Origin of the sequence: Streptomyces asiaticus (assembly GCF_018138715.1) — a bacterium.
Taxonomy (GTDB): domain Bacteria; phylum Actinomycetota; class Actinomycetes; order Streptomycetales; family Streptomycetaceae; genus Streptomyces; species Streptomyces asiaticus.
Map to the genome: position 1 here is coordinate 1,637,220 of NZ_JAGSHX010000006.1, position 17,553 is coordinate 1,654,772.

Annotated in this window: 12 protein-coding genes and 1 pseudogene; all 13 read right to left on the minus strand. The window is 73.3% G+C overall.

Annotated elements, in window-relative coordinates; genetic code table 11:
• Nucleotides 1–9: 9 nt before the first annotated feature.
• Nucleotides 10–897 (minus strand): TatD family hydrolase, encoded by an 888-nt coding sequence (locus KHP12_RS14615; RefSeq protein ID WP_086886105.1) that lies wholly within the window; start codon nt 895–897, stop codon nt 10–12.
• The gene (locus KHP12_RS14620; protein WP_210610109.1) at nt 897–1,607 is read right to left on the minus strand and encodes an EboA domain-containing protein; all 711 of its coding nucleotides are present in this window, start codon (nt 1,605–1,607) and stop codon (nt 897–899) included. Before KHP12_RS14620 ends, KHP12_RS14615 begins: the two co-directional genes overlap by 1 nt.
• On the minus strand, nt 1,601–2,503 hold the full coding sequence (locus KHP12_RS14625) for a sugar phosphate isomerase/epimerase family protein (protein ID WP_086886438.1): 903 nt from the start codon (nt 2,501–2,503) through the stop codon (nt 1,601–1,603). Before KHP12_RS14625 ends, KHP12_RS14620 begins: the two co-directional genes overlap by 7 nt.
• Nucleotides 2,504–3,522: 1,019 nt before the next feature.
• Nucleotides 3,523–4,158: pseudogene (locus KHP12_RS53800) on the minus strand (SCO3242 family prenyltransferase); the annotation flags it as partial.
• Complete coding sequence (locus KHP12_RS14635) at nt 4,155–5,297, minus strand: inositol-3-phosphate synthase (RefSeq protein WP_086886553.1); 1,143 nt, start codon at nt 5,295–5,297, stop codon at nt 4,155–4,157. The gene KHP12_RS14635 and the pseudogene KHP12_RS53800, both read right to left, overlap by 4 nt.
• A gap of 312 nt (nt 5,298–5,609) precedes the next feature.
• Nucleotides 5,610–7,112 carry a ThuA domain-containing protein gene (locus KHP12_RS14640; protein ID WP_211833036.1) on the minus strand — a complete coding sequence of 501 codons (1,503 nt, stop codon included), beginning with the start codon at nt 7,110–7,112 and terminating at the stop codon, nt 5,610–5,612.
• A gap of 70 nt (nt 7,113–7,182) precedes the next feature.
• Nucleotides 7,183–9,636: a carbohydrate-binding protein gene (locus KHP12_RS14645; RefSeq protein WP_086885565.1), complete on the minus strand. Its 2,454-nt coding sequence runs from the start codon at nt 9,634–9,636 to the stop codon at nt 7,183–7,185.
• A gap of 281 nt (nt 9,637–9,917) precedes the next feature.
• Nucleotides 9,918–10,925: a sugar phosphate isomerase/epimerase family protein gene (locus KHP12_RS14650; RefSeq protein WP_020867529.1), complete on the minus strand. Its 1,008-nt coding sequence runs from the start codon at nt 10,923–10,925 to the stop codon at nt 9,918–9,920.
• Between the two features lie 13 nt (nt 10,926–10,938).
• Entirely contained in the window at nt 10,939–12,129 is a 1,191-nt protein-coding gene (locus KHP12_RS14655; RefSeq protein ID WP_086885566.1) for a Gfo/Idh/MocA family protein, read from the minus strand.
• Between the two features lie 60 nt (nt 12,130–12,189).
• Nucleotides 12,190–13,248, minus strand: coding sequence for a substrate-binding domain-containing protein (locus KHP12_RS14660; RefSeq protein WP_086885567.1), 1,059 nt, complete (start codon nt 13,246–13,248; stop codon nt 12,190–12,192).
• A complete protein-coding gene (locus KHP12_RS14665; protein ID WP_244203351.1) occupies nt 13,245–14,192 on the minus strand; it encodes an ABC transporter permease in 948 nt (315 codons plus the stop codon). Before KHP12_RS14665 ends, KHP12_RS14660 begins: the two co-directional genes overlap by 4 nt.
• Before the next feature lie 125 nt (nt 14,193–14,317).
• Nucleotides 14,318–15,847, minus strand: a complete 1,530-nt coding sequence (locus KHP12_RS14670; protein WP_086885569.1) for a sugar ABC transporter ATP-binding protein — start codon at nt 15,845–15,847, stop codon at nt 14,318–14,320.
• 419 nt (nt 15,848–16,266) lie between these two features.
• Entirely contained in the window at nt 16,267–17,448 is a 1,182-nt protein-coding gene (locus tag KHP12_RS14675) for an ROK family transcriptional regulator (protein WP_037957794.1), read from the minus strand.
• Between the last annotated feature and the right edge of the window lie 105 nt (nt 17,449–17,553).

Sequence of the window (17,553 nt, forward strand, 5' to 3'; positions counted from 1 at the left end):
AGGTCCTCCTCACCATTCCGTCGGCGCGGCGGCGGGGGCGCCACCGCCGCGCAGGATGGAGTTGCCCTCGTGGGTGGCGGTGGCCGCGGTCTCCTCGGCGTCGAGGTCCAGGTCCAGACGGCCGCTGAGCCCGTAGAACGCGACCGGGTTGCGCCACAGCACCAGGTCGACGTCGTCCTCGCTGAAGCCCTCGGCACGCATCAGGTCGCCGACCTTGCGGGTCTTGAGCGGGTCGCTCCTCCCCCAGTCGGCGGCGGAGTTGACCAGGACCTTCTCGGGCCCGTACGCGCGCAGGATCGCGACCATCCGCTCCTCGTCCATCTTGGTGTCGGGGTAGACCGAGAAGCCCAGCCAGCAGCCGCTGTCCTTGGCCTCCTTGACGGTGGTCTCGTTGAGGTGGTCCACGAGGACGCGGTCCGGGGGCAGCGCGGACTCCCCGACGACGTCGAGGGTGCGGCGCAGCCCGGCCGGCTTGTCGCGGTGCGGGGTGTGGACGAGGGCGGGCAGCCCGTGGTCGGCGGCGAGCTGCAACTGGGCGGCGAGAGCGGTGTCCTCGGCGGGGGTCATCGAGTCGTAGCCGATCTCGCCCACGGCCACGACGCCGTCCTTGACGAGATAGCGCGGCAGCTCGTCCAGGACGGGGGCGCAGCGCGGGTCGTTGGCCTCCTTGGGGTTGAGCGCGAGGGTGCAGTGGTGGGCGATGCCGTGCTGGGCGGCCCGGAAGGGCTCCCAGCCGAGGAGGGAGTCGAAGTAGTCGTAGAAGCTGGCGGGCGAGGTGCGGGGCTGCCCGAGCCAGAAGGACGGCTCGACGAGGGCGCGCACCCCCGCGGCGTACATGGCCTCGTAGTCGTCGGTGGTGCGGGAGGTCATATGGATGTGGGGATCGAAGATGCGCATCAGGACTCCTCGCGGGTCAGGGCGCGGGGCGCGCCGGGCAGGGCGCGGGTCATGGCCAGTACGCGGTCGAGATCGCCGGGCACGGGGCGCCCGGCGGCGGTGCGCTCACGGGCGTAGTCGCCGAGCATGCGGCCCAGCTCGGCGTCCCCGTGCGCCCGCCGCTCCCAGTCGGCCACGGCGGTGAGGGGCACACCCGTGAACAGGCACTTGAGCACGGCCTGCCGCCAGCTGTGCGGCGGGAGGTGCCGAGCGGCGTACGGCCCGACGGCGGCGGCCACGAGCCGGGTGTCGTTGGTCCGCAGGGCGTCCTCGACGAGCGGTACGGCATCGGGCCCGGCGAAGAGCCCGAGATGCGGAAGCGCCCGCAGCACGGCCCGGCGCTCGGCGCCCGTCCCGTGCGCGTACAGCCTCGCGACGGTGGACGCGTCCGCGCGCGCGGCGTGGAGGATGAGGACGCGGGCGGCGTCGGGGAGGTCGTGGGGGGCGAGGTCGTCGGCGGCGGGTTGGGGGGCGAGGTCGTCCGCGGCGGTCCGGGGGGTGCGGACGTGGCGGCCCGCGGAGGCGAAGTCCAGCTCCCAGCGGGCGGGGCCGGGCGCGTCGGGGCGCGGTCCGGATGTCGCCGCGTCCGTCAGGGCGCCGTCCAGCCAGGCGCGGCCCGCCTCGTCCAGCCGCCGCTCCACGGCGGCGCGGAGCTCGGTCACGGTCAGCATCGGACGCCTCCTTCGCTCGCGGCCCGTTCCGCGTCCTTGAGGAACCGCAGCGAGGCGCGGGCCAGTTCGGGACCGGCGTGGGAGTGGCGGGGCAGCTCGACGCCGACGAGCCCCCGGTACCCCGCCGCGAGCAGCGCCTCCAGGACCGGCGGGAAGTCGATCTCCCCCTCGCCGAACGGCAGATGCTCATGCACGCCGCGCCGCATGTCCTCGATCTGCACATGCCGCACCCAGGGCGCCGCCGCGCGGACGCACTCGGCGGGCGGGTCGGGTTCCAGGCACTGGCAGTGGCCGATGTCGAGGGTGAGCCCGAGGGCGGCCGGATCGCCGAGCGCCGTGCGCAGCCGGTGGAACCCGGCGAGGTCGGCGAGGAGATGCCCCGGCTCCGGCTCGATCGCGAGGGAGACGCCCACCGCCGCGGCGGCCACGACCACCGGCCCGAGGGCGTCCGCCAGCCGCCGCCACGCCGTCTCCGCGGGCTCACCGGGCGGCAGCACCCCGCTGAAGCAGTGCACGGCCGGGGCGCCGAGGTCCCCCGCCACCCGTACGGCCCGCAGCAGCAGATCGACCCGGGCGCCACGGGCCTCGGGGTCCGGGTCGAGCAGGGTGGGGTGGTGCTTGCGCCGGGCGTCGAGCACATACCGGGCACCGGTCTCGATCGCGACACCGAGGCCGAGCCGCTCGAGGTCACGGGCGACGCGGCGGGTGCGGGCGGCGAGGTCCGGGGCGAGCGGGTCGAGGTGCATATGGTCGAGGGTCAGCGAGACGCCGTCGTAGCCGAGGTCGGCGAGGAGGGCGAGGGCGTCGCTCAGACGGAGGTCGGTCAGACCGTTGGTGCCGTAGGCGAAGCGCAGGGGTTCCGGGGCGGGGCGGCCGGGGTCGCCGGTGCGGCTCATGTCGCGCTGACCTTTCTCGACAGCCGTCGGGCGACGGGCATCAGCGCGAGCAGCCCCGCGGCCGTACGGTGCGCCCCGGCGCGGGAGGCGAGCACGGCCTGAAGCGGGATCATCGCGCGGATGCCGCTGCCGACGGCACGCTGGAGGAGGTACGGGGACGGGTTGAGCGCGGCATGCGCCAACGGCCGGGCGACCGTGGCCACGTACCCGCCCGCGAGGGCTACCCCGGCGACGGCCGCGAAGCGGCTGACCGCCGCGCCGCGCGAGGGGGCGCTCCGGGGCAACGCGCCCCCGGCACGACCGCCCACGAGGCCGACCCCGGCCACGGCGGCAATGCGGCCGCGCGGACGCGTACGCTCGGCCGCCGCGCCGCCCGAGGCGACGGTCAGGCGCAACCCCGCCCCGGCACGCGGCCCGCCCGGCGAACCGCCCCGCCCGGCGGCCGCCGCGACCGCCACGCGTCGGCCCGCCACGACCGTAGCGACGAGCCTCCTCGCCGGACCGCCCCGCCCTGCCCGTACGCCCATGCTGAGTTCCCGGGCAACGGCGGCCGTGGCGCCCTGGACGGCGGCCGGGGGGGATGCGGCGGGCTTGGGCAACGTGGCCGCCCGGACGGTGGCGGCCATGTGCCGCGCCGCCGCGCTCCGGCTCCACAAGCCGGTGACCGTCCGGCCAACGGCCTCGCCCCCAGAGGAGCCTCGCCCCGACGTGGACACGCCGCCCACGGCAGGGAGGCGGCCCGCCTGTGTGAGGGCGCGCCGAGGGGCCCGCCGCCAACCGGGGCGGTTGCCCCGGCTCGGAGAAGCCGGCGCGGTCGCGGCCCCGGCGAGCAGCCTTGCCGGACCAGCACGGCGTGGCCCCGCGGGGGCGAGCCCCCTGGCGAGTGCGGCGATGGCACCACCGGCGGCCGCGCCACCGGTGGCCATGGCACCCGCCGGAGCGCCGCTGGTGGCTCCGTTCACCACCGCGACCGGCGCGCCGTGGCCCATCCCGGGGCCGCGCCCCGCGGCGGGGGCCGGGCGTCTGGTCGCGGACCAGGCGATCGCCGCTCCCGTCGCGAGGGCGCCGAGGGGGGCCGTCGAGGAGCCGCCGGTCGCCTCGCGGCGGGAGACCGCGGTCACCGCGAGGGTGTGGGCGCCCAGGAGGGCGGCCGGGCGGAGGGCCGGGCGGAGGTGCCCGGCGGAGGCCGTGGCGCCGAGGAGGAGGTCGAGTGCGCGGGCGGCGGCCATGGTGGGCGGGCCCGCGGGGGTGTTCTTCAGCCCCAGGTCGTACGCCCACACCGTGCCCGCCAGGGCCGTCGCCGTGGCGAGGGCCGGGCGACCCGCGGCGGCGGCGCAGAGCAGCCCGGCGGCGGTCAGCCCGGTCGCGGCGGTCAGCGCCGCGGCCGGGGCGATACGGCCCGACGGCAGCGGGCGGCCGGGGCGTTCCACGGCGTCGATGTCCCGGTCCGCCCAGTCGTTGAGCGCCATGCCCGCCTCGTACAGGCACAGCGACGCGCAGACCGCGAGCGCCGTGCCCCGGTTGGGGCCGCGCCGGGCCGCGGCCGCGCCCGCCAGGGCGTCACCTGGCACGGTGAACAGGGCCGACACCCTGAGGAGTTCGGCCCAGTCGCCCCACGTCCCGAAGGGCCCCCGCTCCCCCGCCTCGCCCGTCACGACCGGCCCCGCAGCCGCCCGGCGAAGCCGATGAGCGCCGCGTACTGGTCGGCGAGGGCGGCCGGGCCGCCGTCCGGGTCCTTGAAGTAGAAGCCGAGTTCGGGGAGCGGTCCGGTGAGGCCGGCCTCATGGGCGCGGGCGGTCAGCCGGGCCAGATCGAGGACGAGCGGCGCGGCGAGGGCCGAGTCGCAGCCCTGCCAGATGGTCTGGAGGATCATCCGCGAGCCGAGGAAGCCCTCGAAGGAGACGTGGTCCCAGGCGGTCTTCCAGTCGCCGAGCGCGGGCACGTTGTCGATGTGCAGCTCACCGTCGGGGAGTTCGCCGAGAGTGTCGGAGAGGACCCGCGCCTTGCCCGCGTTCTTGGCCGCCGCGGCGCCCGGGTCGGCGAGCGCGGCGCCGTCGCCGCCGCCGAGGAGGTTCGTACCGGACCAGCTCCGTACGGCCAGCGCCCGCTGGGCGAACATCGGCGCGAGGACCGACCGCAGCAGCGTCTGCCCGGTCTTGCCGTCGCGCCCCGCGTACGGCAGCCCGGAGCGCTCGGCCCGCTCGCGCAGGCGGGGGTGGTGGAGCCCGGTGGAGGGCGTGAAGTTGACGTACGGGCATCCGGCGCGCAGCGCGGCGGCCGCGTAGAGGGAGCTGGGCGGCAGCGTCCCGGCGTCCTCCGGGGCCGCCTCGGTGGAGGCGACGTTGACGACGACGGCGCGGGCGAGGCCGTGTGTGCGGATGAACTCCGCGAGGTCGGCCGCGAACGCCGCGATCAGCTCCTCCTCGCCACGGCCGTCGCCGGGCTGTGGCCCGCCCGGGCGGACGGCCGCGTCGGCGGCGGCGAGTTCGCCGCGTACGGCAGCGGGCAGCCCGTGCGGCAGCACCCCGTCGGCGGCCAGCGCCTCGGCCCGCTTGGGCAGCGGGGTGGCGGCGGTGTCATGCCCGCCGAAGACGAGGTCGGCGAGCGCGGGCAGGCCGCTGTCCGCGAACGCCGCGGTCTCGGTGACCATTCCGGTCGGCGGCTGAAGCCCCCCGGCGACGGCGGCGCAGCCCGCCACGGCGGTGGTGGCGACGGAACCGCGAGCGCCGATGAGCCAGACCCCCGTACGGGGTGCGTCGCGGAGTGGGGTGATGTCGTCGGGACGGGTGGTCACTGGCTGCCTCCCGGGGGCTGGGCGTGGGTTGCGCAGGTGGTTCGGGGTGGCGCGGATCCGCGTCGATGGCGCCGGTTCGGTCGTGGCGCGGGAGTGGTGTGGTCGGGCGGGCGTGGCCGAGGCCGCCCCGCGCCCGGGAGTCGGGGCCGGGGCGGGGCGGCGGGAGCCGCCGGGCGGGTGACCCGGGGCCGTCCATGTTCCGGCGCTGGACATGGTGGTGGGGGTGGCGGCGGGAGGAGGCGGCGTACTCCTGCCCGCCGCCACGCCGTCCCCACGGCTCCCCTCGGGCCGTCGGGACGGCGGACCGGGGGCCTAGCCGTCGTGGTGGTGCTGGTGGTGGCCGCCGCCCTTCGCCGGCAGGTCCTTGACGCGGATGTTGCGGAAGGAGACCTCGTCCCCCTCCCCGTGGTTCTGGATGCCGACGTAGCCCTGGAGCAGGCTGCGCGCCGGGTCCCGGTTGGTGAAGTCGTTGATCTTCACGCCGTTGAGCCAGATCCGCAGCCGCTCACCCTGGACCCGGATCTCGTAGGTGTTCCACTCCCCCGGCGGGTTCAGCGCCGCGTCCCGCTTGGCGAGGTCCGCGGACTGGAAGCCGTAGACCGAGCCGGTGGTGTGATCGGGGGTGTCGGTGGCGTCGATCTGCACCTCGTAGCCATTGTTGACCGCCGACCAGGGGTCGTCGGAGGCGGGGAAGCCGACGAAGACACCGGAGTTGTCGTCGCCCGCCATCTTCCAGTCCAGCTTGAGCGAGTACGAGCGCAGTTCGCGCGCGTCGTACCAGAGCATCCCCATGCCGCCCGTCGAGCTGAGGGTCCCGGACGCGGTGTCGAGGGTGAAGCCCCCCGGGCCCGCCTGCTTCCAGCCGTCCGTCGAGGTGCCGTCGAAGAGCGGGCGGTAGCCCTGCTCGGGGCGGCAGTCGGCGTGTGCGGCACCGGTGGCGTAGCGGATGCCGCCGAGCAGGTGCTGCCGGAAGGCGGGGTCGGCGTAGGACTCCTTGGTGTGGCCGAACCCGGTGTAGAAGGCACGGCCGCCCCGGTACTCCTGGCACCACGAGATGGGGTGGTCCTCGCCCATCGCGCCGCCCTGGTACGAGGATTCGTCGAGCGTGGCGAGGACCCGCACCCGCTCCCTCGGATTGGTGCGGTAGTTGTACCACTCATCTGTCCGCTCCCACGTCGGCGCCAGATGCGCGGTCGCGGGGTTGGCCCGGTCCTCGACGTCCACGGTGGCCCGCTGGATCGCCGGGTGGGACTGGAAGTACGCCCCGGCCAGGCCCCCGTAGAAGGGCCAGTCGTACTCGGTGTCGGCGGCCGCGTGGACGCCGACGTAGCCGCCGCCCGCCCGCACATAGCCCTCGAACGCGGACTGCTGGGCGGTGTCGAGGACGTCGCCGGTCGTGGAGAGGAAGACGACGGCGTCGTAGCGGGCCAGGTTGTCGGGGGTGAAGGCCGCGCCGTCCTCGGTGGCGTCGACGGCGAAGCCGCTCTGCGCGCCGAGTTCCTTGATGGCGGCGATGCCGTCGGGGATCGAGTCGTGGCGGAAACCGGCCGTCTTGGAGAAGACCAGGACCCGGTCGTCGTCGGCGGCGCCGGAGGCGGCGGCCCCGGACGCGGCGGCGGGCAGGGCCGTCAGGGCGAGCAGCAGCGTGGCCCCGACGGCGGCGAGCCGCGCCCCACGCCGGGAGCGGGTTCCGGAGCCAGGTCCGGAGCCGGTTCCGGAGCGGGTTCCGGAGCCAGGTCCGGAGCCGGTTCCGGAGCGGGTTCCGGAGGCGGTTCCGGAGCCGGGTCTGGGGTGCGAAGAGGTGTGCGGGTGCATATCCGTCGTGCTCCTTCCTCCCGGGCCGGGGGCGGCGGTCGCGTACGGCCGCCGCCCCGGGCCCCGGGCGTCAGCCGGTGCCGATCGTGAAGTCGTCCACGTCGAAGAGCGCTCCCGCACCGCCCTTGAAGACGAGCGACAGCGTGGTGGTACCGGCCGGGGGTTTGTTCAGCGTCGTCTTGACGTCCTGGAAGGTCTCCCAGTCGCCGGTCACCGGCACGGTGACGGTGCCGAGCAGCCGTCCGGTCGAGGAGCCGCTGCGGATCTCCAGCGTGCCGCCGGCGCCCGCCGAGGAGACCCGTGCGGTGAAGTCCTTGGCGTTGCCCAGCGCATACGGGGTGAAGGAGATCCAGTCCCCGTTCTCGATGTTGCCGACCGTCTTACCGCCGTTGGCCGGGGTGTGGTTGATCACCGAGACGCCCTGGCTCTTCCCGTAGTGCTCGGCCTGGCGGTGCTTGGGCTGGACGATGGACTGGTCGTGGGTGGTCAGCGGCGGCTGGCCACCCCCGCCGCCGTCGGTGTACTCGGCGTCGAAGACCCCGAAGATGTTGGCGTTGGGGTCGTGCTCACCGTCCGCGTTGGTCTTGATGGTGCCGGAGCAGCCGTTCGCCGTGGTCACGGGGTGGCCGTGGCTGTCGTGGCCGAGGATGTAGGTCACCTTGACCTTGGCGCAGTCGACGGTGCCGTCCTCGGGGTCGGTCACCTTGACCTTGAACGGGACCTCGTCGCCGAAGGTGAACAGCTGGCCGTCGGCGGGCAGTTGCAGCGTCACCTTGGGCGCGGTGTTGCCCACCGTGAGGTGCACATTGGCGCTGGCGGTGCGGCCGGTGGGGTCCTTGACGGTGAGGGTCGCGGTGAAGGTGCCGTTCTTCCTGTACGTGTGGGTGGGGTTGGCGGCGGTGGAGGTCGTGCCGTCGCCGAAGTCCCAGTTGTAGGCGAGGGTGTCGCCGTCGGCGTCCGAGGTGCCCGCCGAGGAGAAGGCGACCTTCATGGGTGCCTTGCCGGAGGTGCGGTCGGCGCTCGCCTCGGCGATGGGCGAGTGGCCGTCGGTGGCGTTCTCGATCCGGTACAGCGCGGAGTGCTCGTCTCCGTTGAAGTAGCCGAGGCCGTAGTCGAGGACGTACAGCGCGCCGTCCGGGCCGAAGGCCGAGTCCATGACCTGGGTGCCGGACCACGGGAAGTCGTTGATCTTCTGCACGGCCCCGTCGGCGCCCTGCTCGATCCGCTTGATCCACTGGCGGCCGAACTCCCCCGCGAAGAAGTTCCCGTTGTACGACTCGGGGAACTTCACCGGGGAGTCGAGCGAGGCGTCATAGCGGTAGACCGGCCCGGCCATCGGGGACTCGGAGCCGGAGCCGAACTCGGGCACGGAGTCGTTGTCGTACGGGATCCAGGCGGGCTGGGCGGGCGGCAGATCGGTGAGCCCGGTGTTGTACCGCGAGGTGTTCTTGGGCGCGGCGCAGTCGAAGGCCGGGCCGGAGGTGCCGGTGGCGAAGTCGTAGTCGCGGTACGGCTTGTTGTCGGCGATGCAGTACGGCCAGCCGTAGTTGCCGGGCTTGGTCACCCGGGCGAACTCGACCGCGCCGCCCGGTCCGCGCTCGGGGTTGGCGGCGCCGGCGTCCGGTCCGTAGTCGCCGACGTAGACCGTGCCGGTCGGCTTGTCCACGCTGATCCGGAAGGGGTTGCGGAAGCCCATCGCGTAGATCTCGGGCCGGGTCTTCTCGGTGCCGGGCGCGAAGAGGTTGCCGTCCGGGATGGTGTACGAGCCGTCGTCGGCCACCTTGATGCGGAGGACCTTGCCGCGCAGGTCGTTGCTGTTGCCCGCGGAGCGCCGGGCGTCGTAGGCGGGGTTGCGGTTCTCCCGCTCGTCGATGGGGGTGAAGCCGTCGGAGGCGAACGGATTGGTGTCGTCGCCGGTGGACAGGTACAGGTTGCCGTCCGCGTCGAAGTCGATGTCGCCGCCGACGTGGCAGCAGATGCCGCGGGACGCCGGGACGTCCAGGACCTTCTTCTCGCTGCCGGTGTTCAGGGTGCCATCGGCGTTGAGGGTGAAGCGGGAGAGGCGGTTGACGCCGTCGAACTTGGCGAAGTCGGCGGCCGTGCCCTCGTTGGGGGCGTCACCGGCGGGGGTGTCGAGCGGGGGCGCGTAGTAGAGGTAGATGGCGCGGTTGTCGGCGAAGCCGGGGTCGATGCCGACGCCCTGGAGCCCTTCTTCGTCGTGCGAGTAGACGGGCAGCCTGCCGGACACCTTGGTCTCGCCCGTGGCGTCGGTCAGCCACAGGGTGCCGTCGCGCGAGGTGTGCAGCACGGAGCGGTCGGGGAGCACGGCGAGCGTCATGGGCTCACCGGTCTCCTCCACGCCCTTGGCGAGGGTGACCTGCTGGAACTGCTCGGCTGCCGGGGCCGGTTGGTCCGCTTGATCCGCGCCCGCCTGGGGTGCGGTGAACGCGAGCCCCGCGCCGACGAGCAGTGCGCTCGTGACGAGCGCGAGGGGTCCGCGCAGTCGAAGCCTTTTCCTGTGCACGCTGATCCTCCGTGGAAAGAGGGGGGTACGGGCGGGCCGTCAGGCCGCCGTGACTGGCACAGGCGCGCGCCGTCGCGCCGGGATGACCGGTCCGGGGCGAGGGGCCCTGGGTGACCGGTACATCTCAAGGACCGTAGCGGGGTTTGTCCGGTCCGGAAACCCCTTTGACACAAAACAGCTGCTGCTTCATCCACGGGCAGGACAAAGCTGGGTGGGGGCGCGGTGTGCGGTCCCCCACCCAGGGGCCCTGGGACGGGTCCTCGATGCCCGGACGGGCCGGGCTACTTGTCCCCGCCGCCGAAGGCCGCGTCGAACGACGCCGTCGGCGGGTCGAAGTCGAAGTGCTTCAGCCGGGCCAGCGCCTCCGGGGCGCCGGTGAGCCGGTCCATCCCGGCGTCCTCCCACTCGACCGACACCGGACCGTCGTAGCCGATCGAGCGCAGCATCCGGAACACGTCCTCCCACGGCACATCGCCATGGCCCGCGGAGACGAAGTCCCAGCCGCGGCGGGGATCGCCCCAGGGCAGATGGGAGCCGAGGCGGCCGTTGCGGCCGTCCAGCCGCTTCCGGGCCTCCTTGCAGTCCACGTGGTAGATCCGGTCCCGGAAGTCCCACAGGAAGCCGACCGGGTCCAGGTCCTGCCAGACGAAGTGGCTGGGGTCGAAGTTGAGCCCGAAGGCGGGGCGGTGGCCGACGGCCTCCAGCGCCTGGTGGGTGGTCCAGTAGTCGTAGGCGATCTCGCTGGGGTGCACCTCGTGGGCGAAGCGCACGCCCTCGGCGTCGAAGACGTCCAGGACCGGGTTCCAGCGCTCGGCGAAGTCCTCGTAGCCCCGCTCGATCATCCCCGGCACCACCGGCGGGAACATCGCCACCAGATGCCAGATGGAGGAGCCGGTGAAGCCGATGACGGTGCGGACCCCGAAGGCGGCCGCGGCGCGTGCGGTGTCGGCCATCTCGGCGGCGGCCCGCCGCCGTACGCCCTCCGCCTCGCCGTCGCCCCAGATCCGGGCGGGCAGGATGGCCTTGTGGCGCTCGTCGATGGGCGAGTCGCACACGGCCTGGCCGACCAGGTGGTTGGAGATGGCCCAGCACTTGAGACCGTACTTCTCCAGCAGCTCGCGCCGCCCGTCCAGATAGCCGGACTCGCCGAGCGCCCGGTCCACCTCGAAGTGATCGCCCCAGCAGGCGAGTTCCAGTCCGTCGTAGCCGAAGTCACGGGCCAGCCGGCAGACCTCCTCCAGGGGAAGGTCGGCCCACTGGCCGGTGAAGAGCGTGAAGGGTCTGGGCATTCCGGCCTCCTCCTCAGACGGGTACGGGGGTGTAGACGCAGTTCTTCTCCGCGCTCTCCTCCACGGCGGCCAGCACCCGCTGCACCTGGAGCCCGTCCTCGAAGGACGGCTCGGGGCCGGTGCCGTCGGCGATCGCGAGCACCATGTCCCGCGCCTGGTGGACGAAGGTGTGCTCATAGCCGAGGGCGTGGCCCGGCGGCCACCACCCCTCGAGGTAGGGGTGGTCGGGCTCGGTCACCAGGATCCGGCGGAAGCCGGAGTCGATGGCTGGCTCGGTGTGGTCGTGGAAGGACAGCTCATTGAGGCGTTCCAGATCGAAGGCGAGCGAACCGCGATCGCCGTTGAGCTCGATCCTGAGCGAGTTCTTACGGCCCGCGGCGAACCGGCTGGCCTCGAACGAGGCCACCGCTCCGGAGCCGAACCGCCCGGTGAACAGCGCCGCGTCATCGACCGTCACCGGCCCGCGCGCCGCCCCGCCCGCCCCGGAGCCGCCGAGCCCGGCCACCGCGCCGGCGGGCAGCGGCCGCTCCCGGATGAACGTCTCGGTGAGCGCCGAGACGCCGATCAGCCGCTCCCCGGCCAGATGCTGCGCCAGGTCGACGATGTGCGAACCCAGGTCGCCCAGGGCGCCGGAGCCCGCGTACTCCCGCCGCAACCGCCACACCAGGGGGAACTCCGGGTCGACGATCCAGTCCTGGAGATAGGTGACCCGCACGTGCCGCAGCACGCCGATCCGCCCGTCCGCCACCATCCGGCGGGCGTACGCGATCGCGGGCGCGCGGCGGTAGTTGAAGCCCACCATCGCCACCTGGCCGCGCTCCCGCGCCCGCCGCGCCGCCTCCACCATGGCCTCGGCCTCGGCCACGGAGTTGGCGAGCGGCTTCTCGCACAGCACGTGCTTGCCCGCCTCCAGGGCCGCGATGGCGATCTCGGCATGGCTGTCGCCGGGGGTGCAGACGTCGACCACCTGCACATCGTCCCGGGCGATCAGCGCCCGCCAGTCGGTTTCGGCGGCGGCCCAGCCGTGCCGGTCCGCGGCGGCCCGTACGGCGTCCGCGTCGCGCCCGCAGACCGCGGACATCGCGGGGCGGGCGGGGAGGTCGAAGACACGGCCGACGGTGCGCCAGCCCTGGGAGTGGGCCGCGCCCATGAAGGCGTAGCCGACCATGCCGACGCCGAGTGTCTTCGCTTCAGGATTTTCCATGGGACTCCTTCTGACGATCGCAAACCGACGCGAGGTGGGGGGTCTGGCCCTCAACAGGGCTCAGCTGAATCCCGTGGGGAGGTATTCGTCCACGTTGTCCTTGGTGACGACGGCGGAGTAGAGAGTGAGAGAAGCCGGGATCTCCAGCTCCGCGAGGCCGCCGACGCCCTTGCCCTGGCCGAGTGCGCGGGCGAGGTCGATGGCGGAGGCGGCCATGGTGGGCGGGTAGAGCACGGTGGCCTTCAGCACGCTGTTGTCGGCCTTGATGGCGTCCATGGCGTGCTTGGCGCCCGCGCCGCCGACCATGAGGAAGTCATCGCGCCCGGCCTGCTTGATGGCGCGCTCGGCGCCGACGCCCTGGTCGTCGTCGTGGTTCCACAGGGCGTCGAAGTCGGAGTGGGCCTGGAGCAGCTGGGCCATCTTCGCCTGGCCCGACTCGACCGTGAACTCCGCGGCCTGGCGGCCGACCTTCTTGATGTTGGGGTAGTTCTTCAGGGCGTCGTTGAAGCCCTCGGTGCGCTGCCGGGTCAGCTCCAGGTTGTCGATCCCCGCCAACTCGATCACCTTGGCGTTCTTCTTGCCCTTGAGCTGCTCGCCGATGTAGCGCCCGGCGTTGAGACCCATGCCGTAGTTGTCGCCGCCGATCCAGCAGCGGTACGCCTGCGGCGAGGCGAAGATCCGGTCGAGGTTGACCACCGGGATGCCCGCCCGCATGGCCTTGAGCCCGACCTGGGTGAGCGCCTTGCCGTCGGCGGGCAGGATGACCAGGACGTCGACCTTCTTGTTGATGAGGGTCTCGATCTGGCCGATCTGCTGGGCGGTGTCGTTGGAGCCCTCGGTGGCCTCCAGGGTGACGTCCTTGTACTCCTTGGCGCGCCGCTTGGCCTGCTCGTTGATGGCGTTGAGCCAGCCGTGGTCGGCCTGGGGCCCGGCGAAGCCGATGGTGACCGCCTTACCGGGCTTGTCATTGGCCGTGTTCGCGGCCTGCTTGGCGTTGTCGCCGTCGTCGTTGTTCTCGTTGCTGGTGCACCCGGCGGCGAACAGCGCGCCCGCCGCGGCGGTGCCCAGGAGGAGGTTTCTGCGACTGGTGGCGGAGGAGGAGCTCTTGGCATACCTCATGGCGTCGAACGACCCTTCTGTACCAGGACGGCGGCGACGATGATCGCGCCCTTGGCGATCTGCTGGACATCGCTCTGAAGGTTGTTCAGGGCGAACAGATTGGTGATGGTGGTGAAGACGAGGACGCCGAGGACCGATCCGGTGATGGTGCCGCGGCCGCCGCTGAGCAGCGTGCCGCCGATGATCGCGGCGGCGATGGCGTCGAGTTCGTAGAGGTTGCCGTTGGTGTTCTGGCCCGAGCCGGTGAGGACGACCAGCATGAAGGCGGCGACACCGCAGCACAGCCCGGAGAGCAGATACAGCAGCAGCCGCTGCCGTTTGACGTCGATGCCCGCGAGCCGGGCCGCCTCCGCGTTGCCGCCGATGGCGACCGTGCGCCGGCCGAAGGTGGTGCGGTTGAGCACCAGCCAGCCCACCACGGTGACGGCGGCGAAGATCATCACCAGCGGCGGTATGCCGAGGACGTAGGCGTCCGGGAGCCCGAGGTCCAGGACCTGGTTGACGGTGACGACCTGGGTCTTGCCGTCGCTGATCTGGAGGGCCAGGCCACGGGCGGAGGCGAGCATCGCGAGGGTGGCGATGAACGGGACCATCCCGCCGTACGCGATGAGCACCCCGTTGACGAGTCCGCAGCCGAGCCCCACCAGGACCGCGCACAGCAGGATGCCGCCGAGCCCGTAGTCCTGGGTGGCGAGCGTGGTGGCCCACACCGAGGCCAGCGCGACGATCGCGCCGACCGACAGATCGATGCCGCCGCTGGTGATGACGAACGTCACGCCGACGGTGACGACACCGATGACGGACGCCTGGGTGAGCACGAGCTGGAGGTTGTCGGTGCTGAGGAACTCATCGGGCTTGGTGAAGCCGCCGACGGCGACCAGCACCGCCAGCACCCCGAGGAGCGAGAGGTTGCGCAGGTCGGCCAGGCGCCGCAGCCTGCTCAGCGGATCGGTGTCGGTACGGCCGGCCGGCGGTTTGCCGACCGGACCGGCCGTCAGCGTGGCGCCCGCGCCCGGTACCGGGGCGGGGTCGGCCGGAGGCGGCGACGCCGGCCTGCTCCCGGGTGAATTCACGACGGGCTCCCTTCCATGACGAGATCGAGGACCCGGTGCTCGTCCAGCTCCCGCGCGGGCGCCGTATGGACGACGCGGCCCTCGCGGAGCACCAGCACCCGGTCGGCGAGGCCCAGGACTTCGGGCAGTTCGCTGGAGACGAGAAGGACGGCCATGCCGTCGTCGGCGAGTCGGCGGATCACCGCGTACAGCTCGGCGCGGGCGCCCACGTCCACCCCGCGCGTCGGCTCGTCCAGCAGCAGCACCCGGCAGCCGCGCAGCAGCCAGCGGGCCAGTACGGCCTTCTGCTGATTGCCCCCGGACAGGGTGCGCACCGGCCGCTCCGGGTCGTCGGGGTGCAGCGACAGATCGCGGACGCAGCGGCGGGCCGCCGCCCGCTCCGCGCCGCGGTCCACCCATCCGGCGCGGGAGAAGCGGGTCAGCGAGGAGACCGAGACATTGCGGGTGACGGACTCCAGCATCAGCAGCGCCTGCGCCTTGCGCTCCTCGGGGGCGAGACCGAGCCCGGCGCGCACGGCGGCGGTCACACTGCCGGGGCGCAGCGGGCGGCCGTCCACCACGACCCGGCCCGAGGTGGGGCGGCGGGCGCCGTAGACGGTCTCCAGGATCTCGGACCGCCCGGAGCCGACGAGTCCGGCCAGCCCGACGATCTCGCCGGGCGCCACCTCGAGGTCGAGCGGCTCGAACTCCCCCGCCCGGCCCAGGTTCTCCAGCCGCAGCACGGGCGTGGCGGTGGCGACCGGCGGCGCCGTGGTGCGGCGCGGAAACGCGTACTCCACGTCCCGGCCCGTCATCAGCGCCACGACCTCGCGGGTCGGGGTGGTGCGCGCGGGCAGCCCGCGGGCCGCGGCGCGACCGTCCTTGAGCACGGTGACGCGGTCGCCGATCCGGCGGATCTCCTCCAGCCGGTGCGAGATGTAGACGACGGCGACCCCGGCGGCGGTGAGATCGCCGACGATGCGGAAGAGGTTGTCGACCTCGTCGGGGTCGAGGGCCGCGGACGGCTCGTCCATCACGATCAGCTGGACGTCGTGGGAGAGCGCGCGGGCCATCGAGACGATCTGCTGCCCGGCCGCGGACAGGTCCCCCACCAGCCGCCCCGGGTCGATCTCGGGGTGCCCGAGCCGGGTGAGGAGGGCGGCGGTGGCGGTGCGGGCCGCGCGGGAGCGGACGAACCCTCCGGTGGCCATCTCATGGCCGAGGAAGACGTTCTCGGCCACGGACAGCCCCTCCACCAGGTCGAGTTCCTGGTAGATGGTGGCGATGCCGAGGCGCATGGCGGCGATGGGCGATTTGAGGGTGACCGGTTCGCCACGCCAGAGGATCTCGCCGCTGTCGGGCTGATGCGCCCCGGCGACCACCTTGATCAGCGTGGACTTGCCCGCGCCGTTCTGGCCGAGCAGACAGTGCACCTCGCCCGCTTCGACATCGAGGTCGACGCCGTCCAGGGCCCGTACGCCGGGGAAGGACTTGGTGATCGCGGACATGGTGAGGAGTGGGCGCGGGTCGGGTGGTGCCGGTGCCATGGCGGGCCTCCTCGGCGGGGGTCGCTCGATGCGGTGCTGTCGCTCGTATGCGGTGCGGTCGCTCGGATGCGGTGCGGTCGCTCGGATGCGGTGCTGTCGCTCGGATGCGGTGCTGTCGCTCGGATGCGGTGCGGGTCGCTGGGCGTGCGGGGCGCTTGGGCGTGCGGGTGCGCGGGGGCGTGGCGGTGATGTGGCGGTGCCGTGATGGGGTGGCGGGGCGCGACCGGGTAGCGGCGCGGCCCGGTGGGATCTGGTGCCGGGTGGTGTACGGCTCGGTGGTGCGGCTCGTGCCTCGACGTGGCGTACGCCGAGGGGCGGTGCGATGCGGTGCGGATGCCGTGCTGCTGCGCTGTGCCGAGGTGCGGCCCGGCCGGGACCGGACGGGGTCAGGCGGTCATGCGGTGGTGGCCATCAGGCGGTCAGGCCGGTGAGAAGAGGTGGTCGCTGATCAGGCGGGCGGCGCCGGTAACCCCGGCGGCCGGGCCGAGTTCGCCCAGCACGATGGGGAGGTTGCCGGTGGCCAGGGGCAGGGACTGGCGGTAGACCTGGGTCCGTATGGCGGCGAGCAGCGTATGGCCGAGCCCGGTGACACCGCCGCCGATGACCACCAGACCGGGGTTGAAGAAGCTGACGAGCCCGGCGATGACCTGGCCCGTACGGGTGCCGCCGTCCCTGATGAGGTCGAGCGCGGTCGCGTCGCCCGCCGAGGCCGCCGCGGCGACGTCGGTGGCGGCGAGGCTGCCCACTTCCTCCAGCCGGGCGGCGAGTTCGGCGGACCGGCCGTCGCGAGCGGCCTCCTCGGCGTCGCGGGCCAGCGCCGCGCCGCCGAAGTACGCCTCCAGACAGCCGTGGTTGCCGCAGGCGCAGGGGCGGCCGTCGGGTTCGGCCTGGATGTGGCCGATGTCGCCCGCGCTGCCCGTCGTACCGCGGTAGACCTCACCGCCGACGACGATCCCGCAGCCGATACCGGTGCCGATCTTCACGCAGAGGAAGTCCTTGACGGAACGGGCGACTCCCGCGTGCTGCTCCCCCATCGCCATGAGGTTCACATCGTTGTCGACCATGACCGGGCAGCCGAGCTCCTGGCTGAGCGCCTCCCGTACGGGGAAGCCGTCCCACCCCGGCATGATCGGCGGCGCCACGGGCACGCCCTCGGGGAACCGCACCGGTCCCGGCACCCCGATGCCCGCCCCGTCGAACCCCTCGGCCACCCCGGACGCCCGGAGCTTCGCGGCCATGTCCAGCACCTGCTCGAAGACCGCGACGGGCCCCTCGCGCACATCCATGGGCTGGTTGAGGTGGCCGAGAATCTCCAGTTCGGCATTGGTCACGGCGACGTCCACGGAGGTGGCGCCGATGTCCACGCCGAGCAGCCGCAGCCCGGGCGCGAGCCGGATGTTGTGCGAACGCCGGCCGCCCCGCGAGGCCGCCAGCCCGTCCGCGACCACCAGCCCGGTCTCCAGCAGCCGGTCGATCTCCACGGCCAGCTTCGAACGCGACAGGTCGATCTCATCGCCCAGCTGAGCACGGGAGTTGGGGCCGCCGTCGCGCAGCAGGCGAAGCAATCGCGCCTGATGCGCGTTGGCCGGTCGTGCCGTCATGCGCCTCACGCTGCCCCTCCCGCCGTCATCGGCATCCACGTGGCCGGGCTTGCACGGGGAACGTAGCAGCGGTTGTCGGGAGTGGGAAGAACTTGCGCCGCAATT

Bases quoted from the DNA above. Each gene is read 5' to 3' on its own strand.
- KHP12_RS14625 (WP_086886438.1), bottom strand. From the start codon at position 2,503: ATGAGCCGCACCGGCGACCCCGGCCGCCCCGCCCCGGAACCCCTGCGC.
- KHP12_RS14670 (WP_086885569.1), bottom strand. From the start codon at position 15,847: ATGGCACCGGCACCACCCGACCCGCGCCCACTCCTCACCATGTCCGCG.
- KHP12_RS14655 (WP_086885566.1), bottom strand. From the start codon at position 12,129: ATGGAAAATCCTGAAGCGAAGACACTCGGCGTCGGCATGGTCGGCTAC.
- KHP12_RS14615 (WP_086886105.1), bottom strand. From the start codon at position 897: ATGCGCATCTTCGATCCCCACATCCATATGACCTCCCGCACCACCGAC.
- KHP12_RS14640 (WP_211833036.1), bottom strand. From the start codon at position 7,112: ATGCACCCGCACACCTCTTCGCACCCCAGACCCGGCTCCGGAACCGCC.
- KHP12_RS14650 (WP_020867529.1), bottom strand. From the start codon at position 10,925: ATGCCCAGACCCTTCACGCTCTTCACCGGCCAGTGGGCCGACCTTCCC.
- KHP12_RS14675 (WP_037957794.1), bottom strand. From the start codon at position 17,448: ATGACGGCACGACCGGCCAACGCGCATCAGGCGCGATTGCTTCGCCTG.
- KHP12_RS14620 (WP_210610109.1), bottom strand. From the start codon at position 1,607: ATGCTGACCGTGACCGAGCTCCGCGCCGCCGTGGAGCGGCGGCTGGAC.
- KHP12_RS14660 (WP_086885567.1), bottom strand. From the start codon at position 13,248: ATGAGGTATGCCAAGAGCTCCTCCTCCGCCACCAGTCGCAGAAACCTC.